The 26,817-nt window shown below is 62.3% G+C and carries 24 protein-coding genes; 5 read left to right on the top strand and 19 right to left on the bottom strand.

Annotated features, from left to right (window positions below; genetic code table 11):
• Positions 1-27: 27 nt before the first annotated feature.
• Complete coding sequence (locus ASD12_RS17645; protein ID WP_056588648.1) at positions 28-1,452, bottom strand: DEAD/DEAH box helicase; 1,425 nt, start codon at positions 1,450-1,452, stop codon at positions 28-30.
• 410 nt (positions 1,453-1,862) lie between these two features.
• Between ASD12_RS17645 and ASD12_RS17640 the strand changes: the two genes are divergently transcribed.
• A complete protein-coding gene (locus ASD12_RS17640) occupies positions 1,863-3,395 on the top strand; it encodes an acyl-CoA carboxylase subunit beta (RefSeq protein WP_056588646.1) in 1,533 nt (510 codons plus the stop codon).
• Positions 3,396-3,407: 12 nt separating this feature from the next.
• Here ASD12_RS17640 and ASD12_RS17635 read toward each other — a convergent pair whose 3' ends face one another.
• Together ASD12_RS17635 and ASD12_RS17630 are read right to left on the bottom strand one after the other, a co-directional pair.
• A complete protein-coding gene (locus tag ASD12_RS17635) occupies positions 3,408-5,408 on the bottom strand; it encodes a hypothetical protein (protein ID WP_056588644.1) in 2,001 nt (666 codons plus the stop codon).
• The gene (locus ASD12_RS17630) at positions 5,405-6,937 is read right to left on the bottom strand and encodes a bifunctional ADP-dependent NAD(P)H-hydrate dehydratase/NAD(P)H-hydrate epimerase (protein ID WP_056588643.1); all 1,533 of its coding nucleotides are present in this window, start codon (positions 6,935-6,937) and stop codon (positions 5,405-5,407) included. The genes ASD12_RS17635 and ASD12_RS17630 overlap by 4 nt, the downstream gene beginning before the upstream one ends.
• Positions 6,938-7,296: 359 nt before the next feature.
• On the opposite strand from ASD12_RS17630, the gene ASD12_RS17625 reads away from it, so the two are divergent.
• Both ASD12_RS17625 and glnA read left to right on the top strand, forming a co-directional pair.
• Positions 7,297-7,635: a P-II family nitrogen regulator gene (locus ASD12_RS17625; protein ID WP_006205430.1), complete on the top strand. Its 339-nt coding sequence runs from the start codon at positions 7,297-7,299 to the stop codon at positions 7,633-7,635.
• Positions 7,636-7,700: 65 nt separating this feature from the next.
• A complete protein-coding gene (glnA, locus tag ASD12_RS17620; protein ID WP_056588641.1) occupies positions 7,701-9,110 on the top strand; it encodes a type I glutamate--ammonia ligase in 1,410 nt (469 codons plus the stop codon).
• Between the two features lie 791 nt (positions 9,111-9,901).
• Here glnA and ASD12_RS17615 read toward each other — a convergent pair.
• Positions 9,902-10,942, bottom strand: coding sequence for a glutamine synthetase beta-grasp domain-containing protein (locus tag ASD12_RS17615; protein WP_056588638.1), 1,041 nt, complete (start codon positions 10,940-10,942; stop codon positions 9,902-9,904).
• Between the two features lie 317 nt (positions 10,943-11,259).
• On the opposite strand from ASD12_RS17615, the gene ASD12_RS17610 reads away from it, so the two are divergent.
• Positions 11,260-11,457 (top strand): DUF2735 domain-containing protein, encoded by a 198-nt coding sequence (locus ASD12_RS17610; RefSeq protein ID WP_056588636.1) that lies wholly within the window; start codon positions 11,260-11,262, stop codon positions 11,455-11,457.
• Between the two features lie 88 nt (positions 11,458-11,545).
• Here ASD12_RS17610 and ASD12_RS17605 read toward each other — a convergent pair whose 3' ends face one another.
• Positions 11,546-13,432 (bottom strand): MFS transporter, encoded by a 1,887-nt coding sequence (locus ASD12_RS17605; protein ID WP_056588634.1) that lies wholly within the window; start codon positions 13,430-13,432, stop codon positions 11,546-11,548.
• Here ASD12_RS17605 and ASD12_RS34640 point away from each other — a divergent pair.
• Positions 13,371-13,637: a hypothetical protein gene (locus ASD12_RS34640; RefSeq protein ID WP_162252258.1), complete on the top strand. Its 267-nt coding sequence runs from the start codon at positions 13,371-13,373 to the stop codon at positions 13,635-13,637. The two genes, ASD12_RS17605 and ASD12_RS34640, sit on opposite strands and share 62 nt — an antisense overlap.
• On the opposite strand, the gene ASD12_RS17600 is transcribed toward ASD12_RS34640, so the two are convergent.
• The 14 genes from ASD12_RS17600 to rpsK form a co-directional block, all read right to left on the bottom strand.
• Positions 13,627-14,418 (bottom strand): ATP12 family chaperone protein, encoded by a 792-nt coding sequence (locus tag ASD12_RS17600; RefSeq protein WP_056588632.1) that lies wholly within the window; start codon positions 14,416-14,418, stop codon positions 13,627-13,629. The genes ASD12_RS34640 and ASD12_RS17600 overlap by 11 nt on opposite strands.
• Before the next feature lie 11 nt (positions 14,419-14,429).
• Positions 14,430-15,302, bottom strand: coding sequence for a DMT family transporter (locus tag ASD12_RS17595; protein WP_056588805.1), 873 nt, complete (start codon positions 15,300-15,302; stop codon positions 14,430-14,432).
• A gap of 47 nt (positions 15,303-15,349) precedes the next feature.
• Positions 15,350-16,330, bottom strand: a complete 981-nt coding sequence (locus tag ASD12_RS17590; RefSeq protein WP_056588630.1) for an RluA family pseudouridine synthase — start codon at positions 16,328-16,330, stop codon at positions 15,350-15,352.
• A gap of 60 nt (positions 16,331-16,390) precedes the next feature.
• On the bottom strand, positions 16,391-16,765 hold the full coding sequence (crcB, locus tag ASD12_RS17585) for a fluoride efflux transporter CrcB (RefSeq protein ID WP_056588628.1): 375 nt from the start codon (positions 16,763-16,765) through the stop codon (positions 16,391-16,393).
• Positions 16,766-16,796: 31 nt separating this feature from the next.
• On the bottom strand, positions 16,797-17,168 hold the full coding sequence (locus ASD12_RS17580) for a DUF779 domain-containing protein (protein WP_056588626.1): 372 nt from the start codon (positions 17,166-17,168) through the stop codon (positions 16,797-16,799).
• Between the two features lie 75 nt (positions 17,169-17,243).
• Positions 17,244-18,761 (bottom strand): aldehyde dehydrogenase, encoded by a 1,518-nt coding sequence (gene adh / locus ASD12_RS17575; protein ID WP_056588624.1) that lies wholly within the window; start codon positions 18,759-18,761, stop codon positions 17,244-17,246.
• Positions 18,762-18,903: 142 nt separating this feature from the next.
• Positions 18,904-19,875 (bottom strand): helix-turn-helix domain-containing protein, encoded by a 972-nt coding sequence (locus ASD12_RS17570; RefSeq protein WP_056588621.1) that lies wholly within the window; start codon positions 19,873-19,875, stop codon positions 18,904-18,906.
• Between the two features lie 180 nt (positions 19,876-20,055).
• Positions 20,056-20,886, bottom strand: a complete 831-nt coding sequence (locus ASD12_RS17565; RefSeq protein ID WP_056588620.1) for an aspartyl/asparaginyl beta-hydroxylase domain-containing protein — start codon at positions 20,884-20,886, stop codon at positions 20,056-20,058.
• A gap of 160 nt (positions 20,887-21,046) precedes the next feature.
• On the bottom strand, positions 21,047-21,715 hold the full coding sequence (locus tag ASD12_RS35370; RefSeq protein ID WP_244482880.1) for a DUF930 domain-containing protein: 669 nt from the start codon (positions 21,713-21,715) through the stop codon (positions 21,047-21,049).
• 5 nt (positions 21,716-21,720) lie between these two features.
• Positions 21,721-23,028, bottom strand: coding sequence for a replication-associated recombination protein A (locus ASD12_RS17555; RefSeq protein ID WP_056588617.1), 1,308 nt, complete (start codon positions 23,026-23,028; stop codon positions 21,721-21,723).
• A gap of 47 nt (positions 23,029-23,075) precedes the next feature.
• A complete protein-coding gene (locus ASD12_RS17550) occupies positions 23,076-24,563 on the bottom strand; it encodes a DegQ family serine endoprotease (RefSeq protein ID WP_056588616.1) in 1,488 nt (495 codons plus the stop codon).
• A 201-nt stretch (positions 24,564-24,764) separates the two neighbouring features.
• Complete coding sequence (gene rplQ, locus ASD12_RS17545; RefSeq protein WP_056588614.1) at positions 24,765-25,196, bottom strand: 50S ribosomal protein L17; 432 nt, start codon at positions 25,194-25,196, stop codon at positions 24,765-24,767.
• 103 nt (positions 25,197-25,299) lie between these two features.
• Positions 25,300-26,310, bottom strand: coding sequence for a DNA-directed RNA polymerase subunit alpha (locus tag ASD12_RS17540; protein WP_013531438.1), 1,011 nt, complete (start codon positions 26,308-26,310; stop codon positions 25,300-25,302).
• Between the two features lie 106 nt (positions 26,311-26,416).
• On the bottom strand, positions 26,417-26,806 hold the full coding sequence (rpsK, locus tag ASD12_RS17535; protein WP_006205444.1) for a 30S ribosomal protein S11: 390 nt from the start codon (positions 26,804-26,806) through the stop codon (positions 26,417-26,419).
• Between the last annotated feature and the right edge of the window lie 11 nt (positions 26,807-26,817).

Genomic DNA, 26,817 nt, shown 5'->3' with positions numbered 1-26,817 from the left:
GCCTGACTGATTACAACGCGGTCTGGCTTACGCAGCCCGCGCAGCCGGACGCTTGCCGCCGAAGCGGCGCTTGTTGTTGCCCTTGAAGGCCGGCTTGGCGCCTTCCGGCTTGCGCTCGCCAGCGAAAGCCGGCTTGTCGCCGAAGCGCTTCTTGCCGAAGCCGTTGCCTTTGTTCTCGCCACCGGGCCGCCTGCCGTCGCGACGACCATTACGGTCGTTGCGATCATTGGCCGGCTCGAAGCGCTCGTTCTTCTCAGCCGGATTGCGCTGCGGATCGGGGCTGCCGAGATGGTCGGCAACGATCGGCAGCTTGGTGCGGATGATGCGCTCGACCTGGCGCAGCTTGCTGTTCTCGGAAGGATCGCAAAGCGTGATCGCGATGCCGTCCATGCCGTTGCGGCCGGTGCGGCCGATGCGGTGAACGTAGCTCTCCGCTTCGTCAGGCAGATCGAAATTCACGACATGGCTGATGCCGGGCACGTCGATGCCCCGCGCCGCAATGTCGGTCGCCACCAGGATGCGCACCGAACCCTCGCGGAAATCGTTCAGCGCCTTCTGACGGGCGTTCTGCGACTTGTTGCCGTGGATGACAGCAGCCTTGAAGCCGTCGCGCTCAAGGTCCTTGGTCACTCTGTCGGCACCATGCTTGGTGCGCGAAAAGATGATGACGGACTTCATCGCCTCGTCGGCAAGCATCGTCGACAGCACCTGGCGCTTCTGCTTGGTGCGGGCAAAAACGACGCCTTGCACGATCTCGGCCGCTGCCGTGCTCTGCGGCGCAACTTCGACGCGGATCGGGTTCTTCAACAGGCCCTTGGCCAGTTCGGCGATTTCGTTGGGCATGGTCGCCGAGAACAGCACCGTCTGACGATCGGGCGCGGTCGCCTTGGCGATGCGCTTGACGTCGTTGATAAAGCCCATGTCGAGCATGCGGTCGCCTTCGTCCAGCACCAGCCATTTGGTGTCGGCAAGCACGAGGTCGCCTTCACGCACCAGATCGGTCAGCCGGCCGGGCGTTGCGATCAGGATGTCGACGCCGGGAGCAACCTTCTTCACCTGGCTGAAGCGGGAGACGCCGCCGAGCACGAGCGCGGTCGAAACATGCGCGCCCTTGGCGAGGATCTTGATCGTGTCCTCGATCTGCACGGCGAGTTCGCGCGTCGGCGCCAGAATCAGCGCACGCGCCGTCTTCGGCCGGCGCTTGGTGCCGAGTGCAATGATCTTCGACAGGATCGGCAGCGCGAAGGCCGCGGTCTTGCCCGAGCCGGTCTGGGCAATGCCGAAAATGTCACGGCCTTCCATCTGCGGCGGGATCGCCTGTGCCTGGATAGGCTTCGGTTCGGTGAAGCCGGCGGCATGGGTGGCCTTGAGCAGCGCACCCGTAATACCCAGTGCCGCGAAACCGGTGAGTTCCGCAGTGTTGCTACTGGGCAAAGTGTTTTCGTTGGTCAAAATAATCTTCTTTCACGCGGCTTCTGGCCGCAAACATCGATGGCGGCAGGGCGCAACCTGCCGTCGAAAAAATTGATATGGAACGACAAGGCGGGCGGACGCTAACGTCCACTCGGCTGCGCTGTCGTGCCCGCCGGCATCATGCCACGGGGCTTTTTCGCCGCTTTGTGATGTACCGGAAAGAGGGGCCGATATACCGGAAAGAGGGAAAACAGACGCAACCAGTCTCATTCGTCGAGAAGGCCGGATTCGTTCCCGGCCCAAGCGCCTATGGGCTGCATATGGCTGAGTTCGTCCCCAATTGCAAGGGGCTTCATGTTGCAGCGCAGCAAAACCCTTGGCGCAAGCGGCGCTTGCGCTCGCTTGCCGGCACGATTACCACGAAATGCCGCTGGCTTGGGAGGTAATCGATGAAAGACGTGCTGAAGGAACTCGAGCGCCGCCGCGAGATCGCCCGCATGGGTGGCGGCCAGGCTCGCATCGACGCCCAGCACAAGAAGGGCAAGCTCACCGCGCGCGAACGCATCGAGGTGTTTCTCGACGAGGGCTCGTTCGAGGAATTCGACATGTATGTCGAGCACCGCTCGACCGATTTCGGCATGGAAAAGACCAAGATCGCCGGCGACGGCGTCGTCACCGGCTGGGGCACCGTCAACGGCCGCCCGGTCTACCTCTTTGCCAAGGACTTTACCGTTTTCGGCGGTTCGCTGTCGGAAGCGCATGCCGAGAAGGTCATCAAGGTGCAGGAGATGGCGCTGCGCAATCGAGCGCCGATCATCGGCCTCTATGATGCCGGCGGCGCACGCATCCAGGAGGGTGTCGCCGCACTCGGCGGCTATGCCGAGATTTTCCAACGCAACGTGCTCGCCTCCGGCGTCATTCCGCAGATCTCGGTGATCATGGGGCCTTGCGCCGGCGGCGACGTTTATTCGCCTGCCATGACCGACTTCATTTTCATGGTGCGCGACACCTCCTACATGTTCGTCACCGGACCGGATGTGGTGAAGACCGTGACCAACGAGACGGTGACCGCCGAGAGCCTCGGCGGTGCCTCGGTCCACACGACGAAATCCTCGATTGCCGACGGCGCCTACGACAATGACGTCGAGGCGCTGCTGCAGATGCGCCGGCTGGTCGACCTGCTGCCGGCCTCCAACACATCGGAGCTTCCCGAGATCGAATGCTACCAGTCGGTCACCGACCATGACCTGTCGCTCGATCGGCTGATTCCCGACAACGCCAACAAGCCCTACGACATCAAAGAACTGATCATGAAGGTCGCCGATGAAGGCGACTTCTTCGAAATCCAGCAGAATTTTGCCAAGAACATCGTCACCGGCTTCGGACGCGTCGAGGGCCGCACGGTCGGCTTCGTCGCCAACCAGCCGATGGTTCTGGCCGGCGTGCTCGATTCGGACGCCAGCCGCAAGGCAGCGCGCTTCGTGCGCTTTTGCGACTGTTTTTCGATCCCGATCGTCACCTTCGTCGATGTTCCGGGCTTCCTGCCCGGCACCGCGCAGGAATATGGCGGGTTGATCAAGCACGGTGCGAAACTCCTGTTCGCCTATGCCGAGGCCACCGTGCCGAAGATCACCGTCATCACCAGAAAAGCCTATGGCGGAGCCTATGACGTGATGGCCTCAAAACATCTGCGCGGCGACATGAACTATGCCTGGCCGACGGCGCAGATCGCGGTGATGGGCGCCAGGGGCGCGGTCGAGATCATCTATCGCAAGGACATCGGCGATGCCGAAAAGATCGCAGCCCATACAAAGGCTTACGAGGATCGCTTCCTGTCGCCCTTCGTCGCCGCCGAACGCGGCTATGTCGATGAGGTGATCATGCCGCACTCGACCCGCCGCCGCATCGCACGAGCGCTGCGCATGCTGCGCAACAAGGATATGCAGAACCCCTGGAAGAAGCACGACAACATTCCGCTGTGAGGCGTCGGCAGCTCACTCCTCTTCCGCCGCGCCAAATCCCGCTCCCATGGTGGCGCGGACAGGGCTGGCCCATGGCGTTGCGTGGTTGTCGATGCGCATCTGGAAGATGAAGTAGGTCGGCGAGCAGAAGCCGATGCCTTTCACTTTTGAAATGCCCGGCGTGTCCGGCGGCAGCGACTGGCACATATAGTCCTCGCGGCAGAAATGATCGGCTGAACAGGCCGGCCGGTTGCCGCGATTGACGGCGCCGCCGAGGCATTGGTCGAAATTGTTGGTGGCCACGCAGATGTCGAATTTCTTGCCGCCGACCAGCCCGCAAATCTCGTTCGGCATCGGCTTGCCGGCTTTGAAGGCGGCAAATGTACGGTCCTTGTCGTCGCAGCCGCGATAGGCGATGCCGCCAGGCACGCCGATCTTCGGCGGACGGCAGGTGTAAGCGGTGCGCGAAACGTCAGGCGCGAAGGCCGCGAACTGGCCCGATATGCTGTAGCGGTCGTTGAAAGGCTGCGCCGCATTGCTGGCGATCGAGCCGGTCAGACAAGGATGCCCGGAAAACATGTCAGCGCTATCCTTGGGGAGCAGGCATTGCGCCAGTTTGGTGCGCACGCCTGAAGCGGTGGCCAGCGGCGTGCAGACGGTGCCGCTGCCGCATTGCCAGCTCGCACCGAAGCGTGCGGCATCTTCCGGCATCAGGCACGGCATTGCCATCTCTGCCGGCGCGTACTCGACCTCGATATCCGTCCAGGCCGCCGGCGGCGCAAAGGAGAGCGGCCGGAAGCGGTTTGGCTCGTTGCCTTCGGCGGTGGCGCGAAGCCAGGCCTGGCGGCGCGGAATCTCGGCATGAAGATGCGGCGAGATGCCGACCTCGATGCGATTGAGCGGCGACGTCGTCTTGTCGTCGAGGCCGATGAAATGGAACCCGGCGGTGGAACCGGCCTGATGGCAACCCTGGCAGGCGCCATTGTCCAGCCGCTCGACCAGCGCTTCCGGCGTGCGCACCAGTTTCAGCGTGGAATAATCGAGCGCTACGAATTGCTTGAGTTGGAATAGTTGCGTAAACGGATGATTGGCCTGCCGCGCACTGCCGAAGGTCGACCATGAGATAATTTTCCTGGCCAGGAACTCGTCGGGGATTTGATAGACGCCTTCGTCGACCGCGGGCAGATTGGCGCCGACATAGGCGGCGAGCCGTGCCTTCAATGCCGCATTCTGCGAGAGCCGTGTGGTGTCGGGCGTGTTTTCCAGCGGCTTCTCGCTGATATCAGCGCCATCGATGCCGAATATCCGCATGAGATAGGCCGCCTGCCCGCCGAACTCGGTTTCCTGGCCGGAGGGAAGGCGCACCACCTGTGCGTTGAGCTCCAGCTGCTTTAAGGTCAGCCCGGTCCTCTCCAGCGGTCCACCGGTCAGCCAGCCGGCATCGACGCTCTCGTCAAGCTGTGGCGTCCAGCGTCCGGCAGTGCCGATGCAGCCGCCATCGGCATCGGGTGCCGCGCTGTAGATGGCATTGAAATTGAACGGCAGGCGTGACGCCAGCAGCTTGCCGTTCTTCCGAAAGCTGTAGGCCAGGCGGTAGATCAAGCGCACCTCGCCGCAGCTCTTGTCGCCCTGCAGCACTGCGAAGTCGCGACGGTCGAGCCGGTTGACGACACCGACCAGCCGGAAACGCGCGGCATCGGTCTTCAGCCAGCGCATGTCCATGATGCGGCCGACATTACCGTCAGTGACCTCGTAAAGCGGCCGCCCGCCGGCCTTCATGTCGGCGCGCAGCGCCGCAACATCGGAGGCTACCGTCTCGACGATGGCGTGATAGGCCGGCGCCTCGTCGTAGAGCGTCTTCAGACCATCCTCGCCGTCGACCCCGAAAACGGCGGCGAAGCCGAAACCCTTGGCATCGAGCGCGGCGAGCACCGTCGGGTTGTCGACGACGGTCACAGGGCCTTCGGCGCGCGCCGTCGACGCCATGAAGGCGCCAAAGAGAGTTGCGAGCAACAGAGCCAGAGCGCGGCTCATTGGGCGGCCGTGCGCGCGTCGAAGAGTTCGCGCAACACCGGCACCAGCGCCAGGGGCAGATCCTCGGCGATCAGACCGGGGCCGAACCGGCTGCCGGCCTCCGCATGCAACCACACCGCCGCACAGGTGCCTTCGAAGGGTGGCATGCCCTGTGCGAGCAGACCGGCAATGATGCCTGACAACACGTCACCTGACCCGGCAGTGGCCAGCCATGCCGCGCCATTGGAATTGATCGCCGCCTTGCCATCAGGCGCAGCGATCACCGTGTCGGCGCCTTTGTAGACGATGACGGCATTGGCCCGCGCTGCGGCCGCACGCGCCTTGTCCAGTTTCGACAAGGTGTTGTCGCCAGCGATATCGGGGAACAACCGGCCGAATTCACCGTCATGCGGTGTCATCACCAGAGTCGGTGCGTTGGGCTGATTGGCGGCTTGGAACAAGACGTCGGGAGCCTCGCGAAACGAAGTGATTACGTCGGCGTCGAACACAAGGCCTTCGACCGCCGCGGAGGCGTCCTGCGGCCGGCGAGAGCCGAGAAGCGCAAGCGCGAAGGCCTGAGTTCTTTCACCAACACCAAAGCCGGGTCCAAGAACAAAAGCCGACGGCCGACGTTCGCCGACAAACGCCTTGATGTCCTCGACGTCGTCGGTCCTGCGCAGCATGATCGAGGTCAGGTGCGTCGCGTTCACCTGCATGGCATTGGCTGGCGACAGCACGGTGACCGCCCCTGCCCCGCTTCTCGCCGCGGCCATCGCCGACAGCCGCGCCGCACCGGTCGCGCTGGGGCCGCCGGAAAAGACGCCGACATTGCCACGCTTGTATTTGTGCGCGTCAACCGCCGGCACGGGAAATTCCCGCAGCCACAGGTCCGGCACATTCTCGAAGGTCGATACAGCGAGCTGGGCAATGATGCTGTCGCCGATGCCGATATCGGCGAGCACGATTTCACCGCATTGCCCGCGTCCCGGCAGCAGCAGGTGGCCAGGCTTTTTCCGTGCGAAGGTGACGGTGACCTCGGCGCGAAACGCCCTACCCAATATTTCGCCGCTGGCACCCGAGACGCCCGACGGCAGGTCGACCGCGACCACAGGCAGGCGCAGGGCTGTCACGGTATCGACGGCTTTCGCGGCATCGCCGGACAGCGGCTTGGACAGCCCTGCCCCATAGAGCGCGTCGACCACGATCGAGCCGGACCCGGCGTCGAAACCAGACAGCGGCCGGGGCTTGATCGGGCATTCCGAGGCGGCGAGCGCCGCATCGCTTTCCGACCTCGGCGCTCCGGATGCCCAGATCGTTGTGCCGACGCCGCTGACGGCCAGGATGCGGGCGACGACATAGCCATCGCCGCCATTGTTGCCGGGGCCGCACAGCACATGGACGTGCGTCGCCGGGGGATAACGCTTGAGTACCTCAGCCGCGACCGCTTCACCCGCGCGCCGCATCAGGGCGATGCCGTCGGCCGGACCGGCGGCGATCGTCAACCGATCCGCCTCGCTCATTTCGGCGGGAGAAAGAAGTTCGCTGCTCATGGATTGCCGATCCGCATGCGATCAAGCATTGTCCAATTTTCGATCCGAAGCAAACAAAGGGGAGTTGCCGCGATCTGCAGCCATATCGTCAGCATGAGGACATTGCAGGCATGAGATTGCCTGAGGGATAGGCGATATGCCTAATTTTTGTGCGGACGCTGGTTCCGGCGCTATGTAAGCTCCGGCAGCCCGTGCCGCTTCCGGTGCAGCGAATGACGCGAATTTGCATCCCGGCGCGGCGCGGCTTTGAAATCGTATGAGACCGCTTCGAATCCGTCCAATTGGCACAGTTCGTGCTAGATGGAGGCGCAAGCGGGGGCTCACAACCCGTTTTTTTGGCAGTGGAGGCCACTTTTTACATGAAAAAGATCGAAGCGATCATCAAGCCATTCAAGCTGGACGAAGTGAAGGAAGCGCTTCAGGAGGCCGGACTGCAGGGCATCACTGTCACCGAGGCAAAAGGCTTCGGTCGCCAGAAGGGCCATACCGAACTCTACCGCGGCGCCGAATATGTCGTCGATTTCCTGCCCAAGGTGAAGATCGAGGTCGTGCTTGGCGACGACGCGGTCGAAGGTGCGATCGAGGCCATCCGCAAGGCGGCCCAGACCGGCCGCATCGGCGACGGCAAAATCTTCGTTTCCAATATCGAGGAAGTCGTGCGAATCCGCACCGGCGAAACGGGCATGGACGCGGTCTGACCTGACCCGGCCATCCTCCTGAAAACGTCATCATCAAAAAACGTCATCACACAGGGATACATGACATGACGACAGCCAAAGACATCATGAAGCAGATCAAGGACAACGACGTGAAATTCGTCGACCTGCGCTTCACAGACCCGAAGGGCAAGCTGCAGCACGTGACGATGGATGTCATCGAGGTCGAGGAAGACATGTTCGCCGATGGCGTGATGTTCGACGGCTCGTCGATTGCCGGCTGGAAGGCCATCAACGAGTCCGACATGGTGCTGATGCCCGATCCTGAAACGGTCCACATGGACCCGTTCTTCGCGCAGTCGACCATGGTCATCCTGTGCGACATCCTCGATCCGGTTTCGGGTGAATCCTACAACCGCGATCCGCGCGGTACGGCCAAGAAGGCCGAGGCCTATATGAAGGCGGAAGGCATCGGCGACACCATCTTTGTCGGCCCGGAAGCCGAATTCTTCGTGTTCGACGACGTGAAGTACAAGGCCGACCCCTACAACACCGGCTTCAAGCTCGACTCGACCGAGCTGCCGTCGAACGACGACACCGACTATGAGACCGGCAATCTCGGTCACCGTCCGCGCGTCAAGGGCGGCTATTTCCCCGTGCCGCCGATCGACAGCGCGCAGGACATGCGCTCGGAAATGCTGACCGTGCTCGCCGAAATGGGCGTGCGCGTCGAAAAGCACCACCACGAGGTGGCAGCCGCCCAGCACGAACTCGGCATCAAGTTCGACGCGCTGGTGCGCAATGCCGACAAGATGCTGATCTACAAGTACGTCGTGCACCAGGTTGCCAACGCCTACGGCAAGACAGCGACCTTCATGCCAAAACCGATCTTCGGCGACAACGGCTCGGGCATGCACGTCCACATGTCGATCTGGAAGAACGGCAAGCCGACCTTCGCCGGCAATGAATATGCCGGCCTGTCGGAAAGCTGCCTGTTCTACATCGGCGGCATCATCAAGCACGCCAAGGCGATCAACGCCTTCACCAATCCGCTGACCAACTCCTACAAGCGTCTGGTGCCGGGTTACGAAGCGCCGGTGCTGCTCGCCTATTCGGCGCGCAACCGCTCGGCCTCCTGCCGCATCCCGTTCGGCTCGTCGCCGAAGGCCAAGCGCGTCGAGATCCGATTCCCCGATCCGGGCGCGAACCCCTATCTCGGCTTCGCTGCGCTGCTGATGGCCGGCCTTGACGGCATCAAGAACAAGATCCATCCCGGCCAACCGATGGACAAGGACCTCTACGACCTGCCGCCGAAGGAATTGAAGAAGATCCCGACCGTCTGCGGCTCGCTGCGCGAAGCCCTCCAGAGCCTCGACAAGGACCGAGGTTTCCTGAAGGCCGGTGGCGTGTTCGACGACGACCAGATCGACAGCTATATCGAGCTGAAGATGGCCGAGGTGATGCGCTTCGAAATGACCCCGCACCCAGTCGAGTACGACATGTACTATTCCGTCTGAGATCCATCTCAGACTAAGGTTCAATCCAATATTCAAGCCCTTGAAAGATTTCCCTCTTTCAAGGGCTTTTTGCTGCGCACCGATAGGGCGTGCCTGCTGATCGAGCCCGATTTCGCGCGCGCCGACTGGACATGAGCAGCGTATCTGCGTTGAGTTTTCGACGCTCGCGCGTATGTCTGGGTTCATGAGCGCGCGGTCCATCGGCAGGCACGACACATCGATCCGGTGACGTCAGTCCCGGGTTCAGCAAAGTCAGATGAATGGAAAGCGGATCACAATTCGATCGCGAACATGAAGCCAGGAGCGAGCGGAGCACTGTCTCAGGCTACAGTGACCGCTCGTCCGGCGCCCCCGCCAATGCCGCCGTTCAAGAAAACCCCGCCCGTTCGAACAGCATTGCGTGACGTAACCCCAAGGCCTGCGAATACGCATGCCGCGCTGCGACCTGTCAACGCCGCCAACCGGGCTGTGGATGGCCGATTTCGTTGCATGAACAGATGCTTATGGAAGGGCAGTAACCACAAACAGGGGCTGGAAAAGGCGGTTTTCCGGGCTTTTCCGAAAAGTGATAGCTGGAACCGCCTACGGCCACGGCCGGGAATCCAGCGGGATTCCGACCGCCTGAATTGCCTGACTTTTTCTGGGTATGTTCTGTCCGGGACGCGATCCGCCGGACAACGGCAAAAAAGGAACCCCGGCCTTCGCCGGACACTTGGCTATTTTCATCAGCTCACAAGCAAGAAGCCCCGGCGTTCTCTCGCCGGGGCTTCTTGTCATCTATACCGAAATGCTTATGCGGCAGCGGAAACCTGGGCGCTTGCCGGCACCGAAGCGATCGTCTTCAGGATCTGCGAGGCGATCTGGTAGGGGTCACCCTGCGAGTTCGGCCGGCGGTCTTCCAGGTAGCCCTTGTAGTCGCTCTTGATGAAGGAATGCGGCACGCGGATCGAGGCGCCGCGGTCGGCGATGCCATAGCTGAACCGGTTCCACGGTGCGGTCTCGTGCTTACCGGTCAAGCGCTTGTCGTTGTCCGGACCGTAGACGGCGATGTGATCCATCAGGTTCTTGTCGAAAGCCGCCATCAGCGCTTCGAAATAGGCCTTGCCGCCGACTTCGCGCATATAGGCGGTCGAGAAGTTGGCGTGCATACCCGAACCGTTCCAGTCGGTGTCGCCGAGCGGCTTGCAGTGGTATTCGATGTCGATGCCGTATTTCTCGGTCAGGCGCTGCATCAGGTAGCGGGCCATCCACATCTGGTCGGCGGCCTTCTTGGAGCCCTTGCCGAAAATCTGGAATTCCCACTGGCCCTTGGCCACTTCGGCATTGATGCCTTCGTGGTTGATGCCGGCGGCGAGACAGAGGTCGAGATGCTCCTCGACGATCTGGCGCGCGACCGAGCCGACATTGGAATATCCGACGCCGGTGTAGTACGGACCCTGCGGTGCGGGATAGCCGCTCTCGGGGAAGCCGAGCGGGCGGCCATCCTTGTAGAAGAAATATTCCTGCTCGAAGCCGAACCAGGCGCCCTCGTCATCGAGGATGGTGGCGCGCTTGTTGGAGGCATGCGGCGTGACACCATCTGGCATCATGACTTCGCACATGACCAGCACGCCGTTGGTGCGGGCGGGATCCGGATAAACGGCAACCGGCTTCAGCACGCAGTCGGAGCTGTGCCCCTCGGCCTGCTGGGTCGAGGAACCATCGAAGCCCCACAGCGGCAGCTGCTCGAGCGTCGGGAATTCGGCGAATTCCTTGATCTGCGTCTTGCCGCGAAGGTTGGGGACCGGGGTGTATCCATCGAGCCAAATGTACTCGAGCTTGTATTTCGTCATTCTAGCCTCTCGTTGCTTGATCACCGAACACTGAACGGCGTCGACATGCGTCTGCCATCAGCAGCCGGCCCTGCCGGATCCTTAAAACGCAATTCGTGTGCCACTCTTGGCCTGGAGGGTGCGGCAAAATTGACGCGGCATTCCATTGAAGTTGGCGCGCCGCCTAAGCAATGCGTCCGCATCAATCACAGCCGCAATACGCACAAATAATAGGCAAATACTGATCTTTTCGTAGGCATATTGCCTATCTTGGTTGCAGACCTTATCTTCAGATCAAGTTGAATCGACAAGGTTCGGCAGAAGAAAGGAGCTCGACAATGGAAATCATTTCCACGCGACCGTCGGCCAAAATTCTGATGTTCCCGGCGGCAACGCGGGCCTCTGCCTCAAATTTGAGCAGCAAGGCTAAGTTTGCGGCAGAGCTTGCCTCGCTGCGTGGTGTATGGACGGATTTCGGCGATGGCTGGTATCACGAGGCGGCCATCGAGGACGAGAAGCAGGAACGGCAAAGTTAACCCCTGCCCCCATCACCAGTCTGACACGTATTGAAAAACCCGGCGCGATCGCTCGCGCCGGGTTTTCTGTTGGTTCCTGAGTAGTCCGTTACTGCTTGGTGTTCAGATCGGTTCCCAGCGTGTCCTTGACGAAGATCATGCCGATGACCAGCGTCATCGCGGCGATGATCACCGGATACCAAAGGCCGTAGTAGATGTCGCCTTTGTAGGCACTGAGCGCAAACACGGTGGCCGGCAGCAGACCGCCGAACCAGCCATTGCCAATGTGATAGGGCAGCGACATGCCAGTGTAGCGAATGCGGGTCGGGAACATCTCGACCAGGATCGCCGCGATCGGCCCGTAGACCATGGTCACGAACAGGATCAGGATGAACAGTATGCCGATCGTCATTGGCCAGTTCACGGCCGCCGGATCGGCGAACATGGCGAACGCGCCGCCGCCCGGAATATTGTAGACGGTGACTTCAGGTGCGCCAGCCGCCTCATCGGTGGTCAGCAGCTTGTCCTTGACCGCCTGGTCGATCGGCACCGTCGCCTTCTCACCGGCGCGGATGGCGGCGGCGTCCAGCTTCAGTTCCGGGTTGGCGGCGACAAACGCGTCGAGTTTCTGGTCCGCAACCTTGATTGCCGCGCGCTTCAGCGGATAGCCGCCGTCCCGCAACGACATGTTGACGGCTTTCACGAAGGCTGCGTCCTTGGCCTTGGCCTGATCGCCAGCGGCGATAGCGTCATAGGAATCCACCGTCTCGTTGCCGATCTTGACCGATGCGGGTGTTCCGGCCGCGGCCGTCGACTCCACATCATAGGGAACCGAGTTTTTGGTCAGGAACGAAGTCGCGATGTCGCAGGATGTCGTGAACTTCGCCGTGCCGACCGGATTGAACTGGAACTTGCAGTCGCCAGGTGCAGCCGTCACCGTCGCCCGCGTGTTCTGCTGGGCCGTGGCAAGCGCCGGATTGGCAGCCCAGGTCAGTGCCTTGAACAGCGGGAAGGTGCAGACAATCGCCAGGGCAAGGCCCGCCATAATAATCGGCTTGCGGCCGATCTTGTCAGAGAGCCAGCCGAAGACGACGAAGAAGATCGAGCCGATCGCCAGCGCGATGGCGATCATGATGTTGACAGACTGCGCGTCGACCTTGAGCACGCTGGTCAGGAAGAACAGCGCATAGAACTGGCCGTTGTACCACACCACGGCCTGGCCGGCGGTGAGGCCGAGCAGCGCCAGGATGGCGATCTTGGCATTCTTCCACTGGCCAAAGGCTTCCGAAAGCGGCGCCTTGGAGCCTTTCCCTTCGTCCTTCATCTTCTGGAAGGTCGGAGATTCGGAGAGAGACAGCCGGATCCAGATTGAAACGGCGAGCAACAGGAAGGAGACGATGAAAGGAATGCGCCAACCCCAGGCGGCGTAGCTTTCCTTGCTCAGTGACGCCTGCACGATCAGGATGACGATCAGTGACAGGAAGAGGCCGAGCGTCGCCGTCGTCTGGATCCATGATGTGTAGAAGCCGCGGCGGTCATCAGGCGCATGCTCGGCGACATAGGTGGCCGCGCCACCATATTCACCACCGAGCGCCAGGCCCTGTAGCATGCGCAAGATGATCAGGATCACGGGAGCCGCGATGCCCAAGGTCGCATAGCCAGGGAGCAAGCCGACCAGGAAGGTCGACAGGCCCATGATCGTCATGGTGACGAGGAAAGTATATTTACGGCCGACAAGGTCGCCGATGCGGCCGAAGAGCAATGCGCCGAACGGGCGTACCAGGAAGCCGGCGGCGAAAGCCAGCAGCGCGAAGATGTTGCGCGTCGCTTCCGGAATGGCTGGACTGAAAAAGGTCGAACCAATGAACACGGCCAGCGAGCCGTAGAGATAGAAATCATACCATTCGAAAACGGTACCGAGCGAGGAAGCGAAGATGACCTTCTTCTCCTCTCGCGTCATGCCGCGGCTTGCTCCGGCGGTTGATGCCATTGCCATTGAGTTGTCCTCCCGTGAGACCCTTGTCCTCGATGCTGCACAGCATTTGTCCGTGTTCTCCTCCGAACGCGGACTCATGACAGCCATCCCGGAAGAAATGACAGAAAGCAGCCGCCAAAGGCAGCGCGTCTTTGGGATTATGACTTTGGTATTAGGTGCGCTGCGGGATGAAGTGGAGCGAGCGGCGAAGCCCGTCAGCCCTTGAGCGCTTCGAGCAGGCCGATAGCGGCCATCATGTCGCGCTTGCGGCCCGAGCGGCGCGCGACCGCTTCGGCGTCCTGCCCCCAATGCTCGATTTGCCAGTCCTCGTCGACATGGCCGGCAGCCCAGGCAGCCTCGGCGTCGAGCTCGCCGAGATCGACAGCCAGCGCCAGCAGCGCCGAGCCGGTCAGCGAGGTCATCACATGGATGGCGGCGAGCCGCAGCGGGTCGGCGCGCTGGGCAAGATGGCTGCCCAGCACGGCGATGGTCTCACGCGGCTGCTCGACATGGATGATCCCCTCGGCGAGATTAAAGCGAGCCCCGAGCGTCGCCCTCGCCCAGTCGATCACCGGGTCCCAGTGCTGGTTCTGCCAATCCACCAGCCCCTGCGGCGCGTCGGCGCGATAGCAGAGCAGATCGGATGAGGCGAAGCGCAGAATGTCTTCCAGCACCGCCTGCGGGTCGCTGGCGACGCCATCGATGGCGGTGTTCACAAGGCGCATCACCGGCATGGTCACCGGATCGATGGTCTCGTCCTGTGCGGCGAACTCGTCGGCGACGAGCGCCGCCGCCGCCTCGGTCGGCAGTGCCAGCAGCGCCTTGGCCGGCGTGCGCACCGGCTTGCCGTCGAGATGCACGGCAAAGCCATTGTCCACAGGCGCGACCGAGACGGTCTTGTAGAAGCGCTTCGGCAGATGCGTCTTCATCTGGATCTGAGCGCGGCGCACCGGATCTGGGTCGGAAAGATGTTTGCCCGCTTCGAGATCGTTGAGGATATCACGCATGGAAGTCTCTCTCACACCAGCGTCAGCTTGCGCACCGGCCGGTTGACGATGATCAGGCCGGCGGCGATCAGGCCAAGTGCCAGCAAAATGCGCATGGTCAGCGGCTCATTCAAGAACATGGCGCCGCACAGCACGCCGAAAACCGGCGACAGGAAGGTGAAACTCGACAGGCCTGACGCCGGATAGCGCCGCAGCAGCCAGAACCACAGCACATAGGTGAAGGCGACGATGTAGACCGCCTGGAAAAGCAGAGCCAAAGTCGGCAGCACGGTCGGGTCGCGAACGGCCGGACCGGCGAGAGGCAACACCAACATGCCGACGATTGCCGCGCCGGCGAGCTGATAGAGCAGAAGCTTTTCAGCACTCGCCTCGACCAGCTTCGACCGCTTGATGAGAATGTTGGTCAAGGCCCAGAAAAATCCGGAGCCGAGGCTCAGGAGATCGCCGAACAGCATGTCCCCGCCGCCGCCGAGCTTGTCGGAAAACACCGCGGCAAGGCCAGCAAAGGCCAGCAGCAGACCAAGCAACTTGCGCACGGTGATCTGCTCACCGAGCAGGAAATGGCCGCCGAGCAGCATCCAGAACGGCATTGTGTTGACCAGCAGCGTGTTGCGGGCAACGGTGGTGTGCTCCAGACCAACATAAAGGCAAAGGAACTCGATGCCGAAAAGCGCGCCAACCGCGATGCCGGCGAGCAATGTTCCATCACGGGTGAAAAGCGCTATGCCGCGCCACCGGCACCAGGCGAACACACACAAGCCGCCGATGATCGAGCGCGCAATCGACAGGAAGACGGGGTCGTAGCCGGCGTAGGAGATCTTGGCGGCGACATAGTTCAGCCCCCAGGAAAAGGTCAGGCCGACCATGATGGCGGCAGCGGCCATGTCGACCGTGTCGCGCCGGTCGAGCGCGTCGGTGGCGCCGCTCACAATCAGTCCTCCGCGCTGGCGTCGTCGAAGCCGATCAGGTTCCAGCTCTGGCGCATATGCGGCGGCATCGGCGCGGTGACATCGATGACGCCCTTGTCCGGGTGCGGAATGATGATGCGGCGCGCATGCAGGTGCAGGCGGTTTTGAATGCCGCCGGGAAAGTCCCAGTTGGTATCGGCCTCGAAATATTTCGGATCGCCCAGGATCGGGCAGCCGATGTAAGCGGCATGGACGCGAAGCTGGTGCGTGCGACCCGTGTAGGGCTCCATTTCCAGCCAGGTCATCGTCTGCGCCGCCTGCTCGATGATACGGTAGTAGGTTACGGCGTGGTCGGCGCCCTTTTCGCCATGCGCTGCGACACGCACGCGGTCACCGTCCGGCGTCGGCTCCTTGATCAGCCAGGTCGAGATCTTGTCCTCGCGCTTGGGCGGCACGCCCTTGACCAGCGCCCAATAGGTCTTCTTGGTCTCGCGGGCGCGAAACGCTTCCGAGAGCTTCATGGCGGCAAGGCGGGTGCGGGCGACGACCAGCACGCCCGAGGTGTCGCGATCGAGCCGATGCACCAGCCGCGGCTTCTCGCCCTTCTGGTTGCGCCAGGCCTCCAGCATGTCGTCGACATTGCGGGTGACGCCCGAGCCGCCTTGCACGGCAAGGCCCGCCGGCTTGTTGAAGACGAAAACCTTGGGATCTTCGTGGATCAGCATTTTCGCCAGGACGTCGGCATCGCCCTGATTGCGGATCGAGTGACCGGTCAGCGCGCTCTCGCCCTTCTTGTCGACCTCGAGCGGCGGAACGCGGACCATCTGGCCGGGTTCGACGCGGGTGTCGGCCTTGACCCGGCCGCCGTCGACGCGGATCTGGCCGGAGCGCAGCAGCTTTTGCAGATGGCCAAAACCAAGGCCCGGGAAGTGGGTCTTGAACCAGCGATCGAGCCGCATGCCCGCCTCGCCGGCCTCCACCGTAATCTGTTCAACGCCTGCCATATGTTTTCGCTTATCCGTTTCCCGAGCAGAGCTCGGCCTGCCCTCGGCGCGGCAATAGCATTATGAAACGGTTCTTGCGAGCCAAAGTCCCAGAAACAGGGCGATAATGGCGCCAATGACGCTGGCAAGGGCATATCCAAACGCCGGCAGCGTGGCTCCCCGCTCCCAAAGCGTCGCGAAATCGAGCGAGAACGCGGAAAAAGTGGTGAAGCCGCCGAGAATGCCGGTGGCGACGAACAGTCTGAGGTCGTTCGATCCGCCGCGGCGCGCGAGGATGGCGATGAACAGGCCCATGGCGAAGGAACCGACGATGTTGATGGCCATCGTGCCCCAGGGATAGTTGGGGCCGACAAGGCGCAGAGCGCCCATGCTGGTGAGATGACGAATGCCGGCGCCGATGCCGCCGCCGACCACAACGAGAAGCAGATTGAACATGACCGTTTCTGCCCCTGACGGAGCGGTGAGGTCAATCCCCTGTGCGCGTAGGCGCCGGCACAGCACAAACAGTTGAACGCGTCAGGAACCGCCTTTCACGCCCGTTGTCGAGCGAGAACATGCCGCCCCTGCCTGGCACGACGTCGATGATGAGATCGGTGTGTTTCCACACCTCATATTGCGAAGCGCTGATGTAGACCGGCGTCTCGCCGATCCCACCCAGCAGGAGATCATTGTCGCCGACGATGAAATCCCCCTGAGGATAGCACATGGGCGACGACCCGTCACAGCAGCCGCCAGACTGGTGAAACAGCACCGGACCGTGATCGGCGATGATTTCGGCCAGAAAAACCTTGGCTGCGGGCGTCGCGGAAACCTTTCCCATGGACACCTTATCGAGCATGACAATCCTCCCAAAGGCCAATGCGGCGGCGCGGCCTGTTGGCCGCGCCGCCTGAGATACCGCCTTTGCGGGCGATCAGAAGAAGCCGAGTTTCTTCGGGCTGTAGCTGACCAGCATGTTCTTGGTCTGCTGATAGTGGTCGAGCATCATCTTGTGGTTCTCGCGGCCGATGCCCGACTGCTTGTAGCCGCCGAACGCCGCATGCGCGGGATAGGCATGGTAGCAGTTGGTCCAGACGCGTCCCGCCTGGATGGCGCGGCCGAACCGGTAGCAGCGGTTCGCGTCGCGGCTCCAGATGCCGGCGCCGAGGCCGTAGAGCGTGTCATTGGCGATGGACAGCGCTTCGTCATCATCCTTGAAGGTGGTGACGGAAACCACCGGCCCGAAGATCTCCTCCTGGAAGACGCGCATCTTGTTGTGGCCCCTGAACACGGTCGGCTTGACATAGTAGCCGCCCGCCAGATCGCCCGGCAGATGGTTCTGTTCGCCACCGATCAGCACTTCGGCGCCCTCCTGCCGGCCGATGTCGAAATAGCTCAGGATCTTTTCCAGCTGTTCGCCCGACGCCTGCGCGCCAATCATCGTTGCCGGATCGAGCGGATCGCCCTGGACGATTGCCTCGACCCGCTTCAGAGCCTTTTCCATGAACTTGTCGTAGATCTTCTCATGCACCAGCGCCCGGCTCGGGCAGGTGCAGACCTCGCCCTGATTGAGCGCGAACATGACGAAGCCTTCGATCGCCTTGTCGAAAAAGTCGTCATCCTCCGATGTCACGTCCTGGAAGAAGATGTTGGGCGACTTGCCGCCGAGTTCGAGCGTCACCGGGATGAGGTTCTGGCTCGCATATTGCGAGATCAGCCGGCCGGTCGTCGTCTCGCCGGTGAAGGCGATCTTGGCGATGCGGTTCGACGAAGCGAGCGGCTTGCCGGCCTCGAGGCCAAAGCCGTTGACGATGTTGAGCACGCCGTCGGGCAAGAGGTCGCCGACAAGGTCGGCCCAAAGCATGATGGTGGCGGGCGTCTGTTCGGCCGGCTTCAGCACGACGCAGTTGCCGGCGGCAAGTGCGGGCGCCAGCTTCCACACCGCCATCAGCAGGGGGAAGTTCCAGGGAATGATCTGACCGACGACGCCAAGCGGCTCATGAAAATGATAGGCGACGGTGTCGTGATCGATCTCGGAGATGCCGCCTTCCTGGCTACGCACGGCGCTGGCGAAATAGCGGAAATGGTCGATCGCCAGCGGCAGATCGGCGGCGGTCGTTTCGCGGATCGGCTTGCCGTTGTCCCAGGTCTCGGCGAGGGCCAGCAGGTCGAGATTGTCCTCCATGCGGTCGGCGATGCGGTTGAGGATCAAAGCGCGGGCGGCGGCGCTTGTCCTGCCCCAGGCATCCTTGGCCTTGTGCGCGGCGTCGAGCGCTGCCTCGATGTCCCGGGCGTCGGACCGAGCGACCTCGCCCAGCGGCCGGCCGTTTACCGGCGAGATGTTCTCGAAATATTTTCCAGACAGCGGTGCCACCCATTTGCCGCCGATAAAGTTCTCATAGCGCTTGGCGAAGGGAACCTTGGCCGTGCGGGAAAATTCCACCTTGTTCATTGTCTTCCTCCCAATATGCAGCGCCACGGGATGTGACGTGTCACTGGGAAGAGTTGCGGATGGGGTTGGACTTGTCAGCCCATGCCCAGCATTCGACCGGTACCGAGTGTCGCATATCTGCGACAGCTCTGCCCCTCAAAGCTCAGTGCGGACGGCGGATGCCGAAGCGGGCGAGCTTGCGATGCAAAGTGGCGCGTGAAATTCCAAGATTGTTGGCGGCGGCCGAAACATTGCCTTCTGCGCGCGCGATGGCGCGCTGCACCACGCCGCGCTCCGCTTCGTCCAAGCCTTCAGCGGCCTCGGCCGAGCCGGCAAGAATGTCGGCGGCCGGCAACCCCTTGGCCAAGATCTGTTGGGTGATGCCGAGAGCCTGGCGCGCCAAGCGCGTCGCACCCACCACCAGATCGTCGGCATCGACGGCAATCAGCGCGCCGGCGCTGCGCTCGGCGACCGGCGCCAGCAAGATGCGGGCGTTGGAAAACGCCAGGCGGAAATTCTCGGTCTCGATGCGGCGCGCGGCATCGCCGACCGCGATGGCGATCAGGTTGACGAACCCTTCGGTCAGGTCCGACCGGCACGACGAGACATCGAGCGCCGCCGCCAGATTGCCTTCGTGATCGAAGATCGGCGCGGTGGTGCAACTGAGCAATGTGTTGCGCGCGAAGAAATGCTGGTCGCGATGAATGGTGAGCGCGCGCTGATCGGCAAGGCATGTGCCAATGCCGTTGGTGCCCTCGGAGTCCTCACTCCAGACGGTGCCCGTCCACAGTCCCCACTCGTCGAACGTGTCGTCGTCGGCGACTGCGCCGCGGCGGTCGACCGGGATGCCTTCACTGTCGGCAAGCAGCACGCAGCAACCAACCCCGCCGACAGCCATGTATAGCCGGTCGAGGCTGGCATCGGCGGCACGGCGCAACGGTTCCATACGCTGCCGGGCTTGCCTCAGCTCGCCTTCAGTCAAGCGTCGTGGCGCCTGGCGCTCGGCCGGATCGAGACCGTGCAATGTCAGCGAACGCCGCCATGAGGCGACCAACGCCGAGCGCGCCGCATCGTTGCTGGCGATTGATGCCTGGATAAAATCCGAATGATGACCAGTCGGCTGCCGTCCGCTCACCTTATCCTCCCAAGGCGACTGTCACTTCCAACTCAACAGCAGCGTTATATCCTCCCAGATATATCCGCTGCATCAAGTTGTAGGGGAACAAGGCTCGACGACGCTATAGGACGTTGGTTGTAACAACAGCCTGTTAGAGGGACCGGCTGGGTCCTGACTCGGCAGCGCTGACCTTAAAGCTCAGGTCGTCCCGGCCTTCTTCGGCTTGGTCGAACCGATCATCTTCCAATTCTTGTAGAACATGGAATTGATGCGCTCGACGCTCACCGAGACGATGGCGAGCATGCCCGCGATCAGCCTCGGAACCGGGGATGGCCTGATAATGTCCATGAACACACAGTAGCGGCGTCCGTCATACTCGTTGACCGAGCGATGCAGCAGCGTGTCGTCGAAGATGAACAGCGGATTGTCGTACCAGTAGTTCTTGACGTTGCCGCACTCGACGAAAATCTCCGATTTCACCGGGATCAGATTGTAGAGAATGCGCAGGCTGAGCCGCAGCGGGCCGAAGTGCCAGGACGTCGATTCGCGCTTGCTGAACACGGAAACGGCGATGGTCTTGATGTATTTGAAATCCTTGTTGAACTCGGCGACATTGTCGATCTTGTGCTTGCCGTACCACTGGTAGACATACATGCCGCGCCGACCGGCGCCGAAATTGGCGTCGATGTCGGCGATGATCTCGTCCTTGCGCGCCTTGAAGATGTCCAGAACCTCATTGACCTCGCGCTGATAGTCGGCGGGAAACTGCTCCAGCTTCCACACGCCAGGATTTCTGTAGCACAGCAGGTCGACCAGCAGATTGAACGGCGAAAGCAACCAGGTGAACAGGCCGTTGCCGAGGAAATACCCGCTGAACAGTGACAAATCCTTCCGGTCGTTGCGCAGCACGTCGATCAGGCCGCAGACGATGAAGATCGTGGTCAGGATGGGGATGAAATAGAAGCCAAGGGCAAGAAGCGGGATGGCAATGGCGAATTTGCGAAGGGATTTGCGAAGGGTTTTTGTCATTTTTCCACGCGCGAAGCGCGATCCTGTTGCGAATGAGGTGCCCAAATCACGGCAACGACCACCGCCCGGTCGTGCGCCTTGATAAGGTTTTTTGGGTGACCACACAACGGCCGTGGTATCGTGGCCGGCTGGCTGCCTGATGAAGCCCACCGGTATCAGGTCAATGCACCGCCGGCAGGCCAAGCTCGTCCCATTTTTCCCTGGGGATCAGATCGCCAACCAGGAATTCGAAGCCGACGACGCTTTCGCCGTCGCCAGCCAGTTGGCATCTGAACTTCAGACCATACCAGTTTCTGCGACTGCGGAAAGCCGCACCATTCGCGGCGATCATGGTTCCGTCGATTTTTTCCTCCGCCGTTGCGTAGGGCACCACCCGCTCCGGCTGATAATCCGTGCGCCATCGGCGGATCTGATCCATCGCTTCGAGATTGCACAATTGCACCATGCGTTCGTCGGACGCGAAGGTGGCGAAATCGGCGCGCGCCTGCCGGCTGCCCGGATCGGCCAGTGTCTTGGCCGACAGCATTTCGGTCGGCCGGATCATGGCCGGCGCGGCGGGCGGTTGGGATACGGCCGGGCTCGCAGCGCGCGGTGGCACCGCCGCCGGCATCTCAGGCGCCGCCGGCATTGGTGGCGGCCTGGTTGAGGCCTCGAACCGTTGCTGCGTCAGGATGTCAACCGACACCCCCTCCTCCTCCAGCCGTTTCGGCGGTTTCGGCAACGGCATCAAGGCCAGCATCGCAGCGAGCAGCGCGTGGAGTGCGACCGCGGCGGAAATGCCCCAAGGCGAAGCCTCGTTTCGAAGCGTGACGACGACCGGGCCACGCAAGCCCGCTATTCCCGCTCTTTGCGCAGCTTCGCCCAATAATCGAGCCGCTTCCTGATGTCGCGCTCAAAGCCGCGCTCGGGCGGATCATAGAAGGTCTGGCGGCCCATCTTCTCGGGAAAATAATCCTGGCCCGAAAAAGCATCCGGCTCGTCATGGTCGTAACGATAGCCGGCGCCGTAATCCTCCTCTTTCATCAGCTTGGTCGGCGCGTTGAGGATGTGCTTGGGTGGCAGCAGCGAGCCGTGTTCTTTCGCGGCCCGCGTAGCCGCCTTGAAAGCGTTGTAGACGGCGTTGGATTTGGGTGCGGTGGCGAGATAGACGGTGGCCTCGGCAAAGGCGAGTTCGCCCTCGGGTGAGCCAAGATAGTCGTAGGCATCCTTGGCGGCGTTGGCGACGACCAGCGCCTGCGGGTCGGCAAGGCCGATGTCCTCCATCGCCATGCGCACCAGCCGGCGGCCGAGATAGAGCGGATCCTCGCCGGCATCGAACATGCGCGCGAGATAGTAGAGTGCGGCGTCGGGATCCGAGCCGCGCACCGATTTGTGCAGCGCCGAGATCAGGTTGTAGTGGCCGTCCTGGCCCTTGTCGTAGATCGGTGCGCGGCGCTGGACGATGCGCTGCAGTCCCTCCGGATTGAAGACCTCGCCGGGCTTTGCTGCCCGCCAGACTTCCTCCGCGAGGGTAAGCGAGGCGCGGCCGTCGCCATCGCTCATGCGGATCAGCATGGCCCGCGCCTCGTCGTCGAGCGGCAGCGCCCTGCCCTCGGTCTCCTCGGCGCGCGCCATGAGCTTGGCGATGCTCTCCTCGCCCAACGAATGGAAGACCAGAACGCGCGCGCGCGACAGCAGAGCGGCATTGAGTTCGAAGGACGGATTTTCGGTCGTGGCGCCAACCAGAACAACAGTCCCATCTTCCATGACCGGGAGAAAGGAATCCTGCTGGGCGCGGTTGAAGCGATGGATCTCGTCGACGAACAACAAGGTCTGGCGGCCATTGGCGCGGCGCAGCTTGGCGGCTTCGAACACTTTCTTCAGGTCGGCGACGCCTGAAAACACCGCCGATATCTGCTCGAAAGCCAGGCTTGTTTCGCCGGCGAGCAGCCGCGCCACCGTCGTCTTGCCGGTGCCGGGCGGCCCCCAGAAGATCATCGAGCCGAGCGAGCCGGAACCGATCAGCCGGGTCAACGCGCCGTCAGGGCCGGTCAGATGCTCCTGGCCGACGACCTCGCCAAGATTCTTCGGCCGCAGCCTGTCGGCCAATGGCCGCCCGGGCGGCGTCTTTTCCGGTTCATCGACGCTGAACAGATCGGCCATGCACTTCTTTTTCGTTGGAGCATGAGCCCGAATGCACGGGCTGTACCCTAATAACGCAACACCTGGCGCAGTATCTGCCCGCCGCGCTCGACGGTAAAGCGCCACCAGCGCGTATCCGTCTTGGCCGCCTGCTCCAGGGTCGCGGCGGTATCGATGGTGGTGCCGTTCACCTCGCGCACGATGTCGCCCGGCTGGAAGCCGAAATCGGCGGCGGGCGAATCGCGGTTGATGTCGACCACCGTGACACCCTTGATATCGGTGCGCAGACCAAGCCGTTGCGCGAGCCGGGGCGACAGCTCCGCCACCTTGGCGCCTGAGAACGGGCTGCGGCCATGCAGCGTCACTTCAGCAGCCTTCATGCCTTCCGGAGCGCGCTCCAGCGCGATGTCCATCGCCGCTTGCTGGCCTTTGGTCAGAACCGCGAAATTCGCGGTGGTGCCGATCGACAGCGTCGCCATCCGGTAGTCCAGAGCTTCGATGCTCTCGACCGGCTTGCCGTTGAGCTGCAGCACGACGTCGCCGGGCTTGAGCCCTGCCTTGGCGGCCGGTCCGGTCGCCTCGACCGACGAGACCAGCGCACCGGTCGGCTTCTCCATGCCGAGCGACTCGGCGATCTGAGGCGTCACCGCTTCGAACTCGGCGCCGATATAGGGCCGCTCAAAGAAGTCGAGGCCGGCCTTGGCCGCGTCGGCAAAGGCGCGAACCATGTTCGAGGGAATGGCAAAACCGATGCCGATCGAGCCGCCGCTGCGGCTGTAGATGGCGGTGTTGATGCCGACCAGTTGGCCGCCCATGTTGATCAGCGCGCCGCCGGAATTGCCGGGGTTGATGGCGGCGTCGGTCTGGATGAAGAAGCTCGAATCCGACACGCCGATATGGCTGCGGGCAAGTGCCGAGACGATGCCGCTGGTGGTGGTCTGGCCGACGCCGAAGGGGTTGCCGATGGCCAGCAGCAGGTCGCCGACCTCAAGCGCGTCGGAATCGCCGATGGCGATGACCGGAAACGGCTTGTCCGAGGTGATCTTGAGCACGGCAAGGTCGAGCGTCTCGTCCTTGAGCAGCACCTTGCTGTCGAACTCACGCCCATCCGCGGTCGCCACCTTGACCTGATCGGCATCCTTGATGACGTGGTAATTGGTGACAACGACGCCGGTCGGGTCGACCAGCACTCCAGAGCCGAGCGAGGACTGCGCCCGCGGCTGCGAACGGCCGAAGAATTCCTCGAAGAAGGGATCGCCGTCGAAAGGCGACGTCACCTTGGCGGTCTGCGAGGCATAGACGTTGACCACGGCCGGCGCCGTCTGCTTGACCAGCGGCGCGAACGATAGCTGCACCTCCTCGCGACCGAACGGCACGCGCTTGTCGGGACCGGAAGTAGCATTCTCGCCTTCGACGCCATGCAGCAGGTCGGTCAGCACATCGGACAGGCCGGGATCGGTCTTGGTCTCCTCGGCCAATGCCTGCCTGACCACCGGTGCGGCCGCAAACGCCATCATGGCGAAGAGCAGAACAAGGGACAGTCGGTTGGCGCGCATTCGCGAATCCTCCAAGGCAAGTTCGGGGGCATTGTCCCGACGATTGTGCAAAATGAAAGGCTAAGCCGCTGAAATGCGATTATTTTGGGCAAACACCCTTGGTTCTGGTCAGAAGATCGGCTTTGGCCGCAATTTACTACTTCCAGAAACAAAAAGGGGCCCGCAGAGGCCCCTTTGAATTCAATCCGGAAAAACCGAGCCTTATGCGGCTGCGGCGTCCGCGTCGGTGCCTTCGGCTTCGATGCGAGCGCGGTCGCCGGCGCCCTTGGCCGAGGTATCGCGATCGACGAACTCGATGACGGCCATCGCGGCGTTGTCACCATGGCGGAAGCCCGCCTTCATGATGCGCAGATAGCCGCCGTTGCGGGTGGCGTAGCGCGGGGCGATGGTGTCGAACAGGCGCTTGACGACGCCTTCGTTGCCGATCTGCGCGATCACCTGGCGGCGGGCGTGCAGGTCGCCGCGCTTGCCGAGCGTCACCAGCTTCTCGACGATCGGACGCAGGTCCTTCGCCTTCGGCAGGGTGGTGACGATCTGCTCATGCTCGAGCAGCGACACGGCGAGGTTGGCGAACATCGACTTGCGATGGCTAATGCTTCGGGCGAAGCGGCGGCCTTTGAAACCGTGGCGCATGGCTCTTTTCCTTCTTCAGTTGTTCAAGAGGCCATGGCCTCTGATGGTTTTCTGCATGACCGTCGGATCGAGCGGCTACGCCGCCGATCCTTGGAATTCATGCTCAATATTGGTCTTCGTAACGCTTGGCGAGATCTTCGATGTTTTCCGGCGGCCAGTCCGGCACTTCCATGCCGAGGTGCAGGCCCATCGCCGCCAGGACTTCCTTGATCTCGTTCAGCGACTTGCGGCCGAAGTTCGGGGTGCGCAGCATCTCGGCTTCGGTCTTCTGGATCAGGTCGCCGATATAGACGATGTTGTCGTTCTTCAGGCAGTTGGCCGAACGCACCGAAAGCTCGAGTTCGTCGACCTTCTTGAGCAGCGCCGGGTTGAAGGCGAGCTCGGTGACGGCCTCGGCGGCGACTTCCTTCTGCGGCTCGTCGAAATTGACGAACAGGCCGAGCTGGTCCTGCAGGATGCGGGCGGCGAAAGCCACCGCGTCCTCGCCGGTGATCGAACCGTCGGTCTCGATGGTCATGGTCAGCTTGTCATAGTCGAGAACCTGGCCCTCGCGGGTGTTCTCGACCTTGTAGGAGACCTTCTTGACCGGCGAATAGAGGCTGTCGACCGGGATGAGGCCGATCGGCGCGTCTTCGGCGCGGTTGCGGTCCGCCGGCACGTAACCCTTGCCGGTGTCGACGGTGAATTCCATGCGGATTTCAGCGCCTTCGTCCAGCGTGCAGATGACGTGGTCGGGGTTGAGGATCTCGACGTCGCCAACCGTCTGGATGTCGCCGGCGAGAACCGCACCCGGTCCCTGCTTGCGAACGACCATGCGCTTGGGGCCATCGCCTTCCATGCGGATGGCGATTTCCTTGATATTCAGGACGATGTCGGTCACGTCCTCGCGCACACCGGCGATGGACGAGAATTCATGCAGAACGCCGTCGATCTGCACGGCGGTAACAGCCGCACCGCGCAGCGAAGACAGAAGCACGCGGCGCAGCGCGTTGCCCAGCGTCAGGCCAAAGCCACGCTCGAGCGGCTCGGCGACCAGCGTGGTCAGCGTCTTCTTCTTCGACGAGAACTCGATCTTGTTCGGCTTGATCAGTTCCTGCCAATTTTTCTGGATCATGATGCTTTCCTTCCGTTGACCCGCCACCATCCAATCGTGGCGGGCGACCTGGAATGCCGTGGAGGAGCGCGCCCTAAGGGCGCTCGCGCGACGTTCGGTAAATTGCTTAGACGCGACGCTTCTTGCGCGGGCGGCAGCCATTGTGCGGGATCGGCGTCACATCACGGATCGAAGTGATGGTGAAGCCGGCCGCCTGCAGGGCGCGCAGTGCCGATTCACGACCGGAGCCAGGTCCGCAGACCTCGACTTCCAGCATGCGCATGCCATGTTCCTGGGCCTTCTTGGCAACATCCTCGGCAGCCATCTGGGCAGCGAATGGGGTCGACTTGCGCGAACCCTTGAAGCCCTGGGCACCGGCCGACGACCAGGCAATCGAATTGCCCTGCGCGTCGGTGATGGTGATCATCGTGTTGTTGAAGGTCGAATTAACGTGGGCAACGCCCGACGAGATGTTCTTGCGTTCGCGACGGCGAACACGAGCGGCTTCCTTGGCCATGATAGTCCTTT

It is taken from the genome of Mesorhizobium sp. Root102, from assembly GCF_001425625.1.
Lineage (GTDB): Bacteria > Pseudomonadota > Alphaproteobacteria > Rhizobiales > Rhizobiaceae > Mesorhizobium.
The sequence above is the reverse complement of the archived record's forward strand: the minus strand, read 5'-3'. Positions and strand labels throughout refer to the sequence as shown.

What these genes read in the sequence shown, in the direction of transcription:
- ASD12_RS34640 (WP_162252258.1), top strand. Translation starts at nt 13,371, where the DNA reads ATGACCTTCTTCTCCTCTCGCGTCATGCCGCGGCTTGCTCCGGCGGTT.
- ASD12_RS17610 (WP_056588636.1), top strand. Translation starts at nt 11,260, where the DNA reads ATGGAAATCATTTCCACGCGACCGTCGGCCAAAATTCTGATGTTCCCG.
- ASD12_RS17600 (WP_056588632.1), bottom strand. Translation starts at nt 14,418, where the DNA reads ATGCGTGATATCCTCAACGATCTCGAAGCGGGCAAACATCTTTCCGAC.
- ASD12_RS17580 (WP_056588626.1), bottom strand. Translation starts at nt 17,168, where the DNA reads ATGCTCGATAAGGTGTCCATGGGAAAGGTTTCCGCGACGCCCGCAGCC.
- rpsK (WP_006205444.1), bottom strand. Translation starts at nt 26,806, where the DNA reads ATGGCCAAGGAAGCCGCTCGTGTTCGCCGTCGCGAACGCAAGAACATC.
- glnA (WP_056588641.1), top strand. Translation starts at nt 7,701, where the DNA reads ATGACGACAGCCAAAGACATCATGAAGCAGATCAAGGACAACGACGTG.
- crcB (WP_056588628.1), bottom strand. Translation starts at nt 16,765, where the DNA reads ATGTTCAATCTGCTTCTCGTTGTGGTCGGCGGCGGCATCGGCGCCGGC.
- ASD12_RS17625 (WP_006205430.1), top strand. Translation starts at nt 7,297, where the DNA reads ATGAAAAAGATCGAAGCGATCATCAAGCCATTCAAGCTGGACGAAGTG.
- ASD12_RS17640 (WP_056588646.1), top strand. Translation starts at nt 1,863, where the DNA reads ATGAAAGACGTGCTGAAGGAACTCGAGCGCCGCCGCGAGATCGCCCGC.
- ASD12_RS17590 (WP_056588630.1), bottom strand. Translation starts at nt 16,330, where the DNA reads ATGGCAGGCGTTGAACAGATTACGGTGGAGGCCGGCGAGGCGGGCATG.
- ASD12_RS17605 (WP_056588634.1), bottom strand. Translation starts at nt 13,432, where the DNA reads ATGGCAATGGCATCAACCGCCGGAGCAAGCCGCGGCATGACGCGAGAG.
- ASD12_RS17615 (WP_056588638.1), bottom strand. Translation starts at nt 10,942, where the DNA reads ATGACGAAATACAAGCTCGAGTACATTTGGCTCGATGGATACACCCCG.
- adh (WP_056588624.1), bottom strand. Translation starts at nt 18,761, where the DNA reads ATGAACAAGGTGGAATTTTCCCGCACGGCCAAGGTTCCCTTCGCCAAG.
- ASD12_RS17595 (WP_056588805.1), bottom strand. Translation starts at nt 15,302, where the DNA reads ATGGCCGCTGCCGCCATCATGGTCGGCCTGACCTTTTCCTGGGGGCTG.
- ASD12_RS17540 (WP_013531438.1), bottom strand. Translation starts at nt 26,310, where the DNA reads ATGATCCAGAAAAATTGGCAGGAACTGATCAAGCCGAACAAGATCGAG.
- ASD12_RS17630 (WP_056588643.1), bottom strand. Translation starts at nt 6,937, where the DNA reads ATGAGCAGCGAACTTCTTTCTCCCGCCGAAATGAGCGAGGCGGATCGG.
- ASD12_RS17635 (WP_056588644.1), bottom strand. Translation starts at nt 5,408, where the DNA reads ATGAGCCGCGCTCTGGCTCTGTTGCTCGCAACTCTCTTTGGCGCCTTC.
- rplQ (WP_056588614.1), bottom strand. Translation starts at nt 25,196, where the DNA reads ATGCGCCACGGTTTCAAAGGCCGCCGCTTCGCCCGAAGCATTAGCCAT.
- ASD12_RS17565 (WP_056588620.1), bottom strand. Translation starts at nt 20,886, where the DNA reads ATGACAAAAACCCTTCGCAAATCCCTTCGCAAATTCGCCATTGCCATC.
- ASD12_RS17550 (WP_056588616.1), bottom strand. Translation starts at nt 24,563, where the DNA reads ATGCGCGCCAACCGACTGTCCCTTGTTCTGCTCTTCGCCATGATGGCG.
- ASD12_RS17555 (WP_056588617.1), bottom strand. Translation starts at nt 23,028, where the DNA reads ATGGCCGATCTGTTCAGCGTCGATGAACCGGAAAAGACGCCGCCCGGG.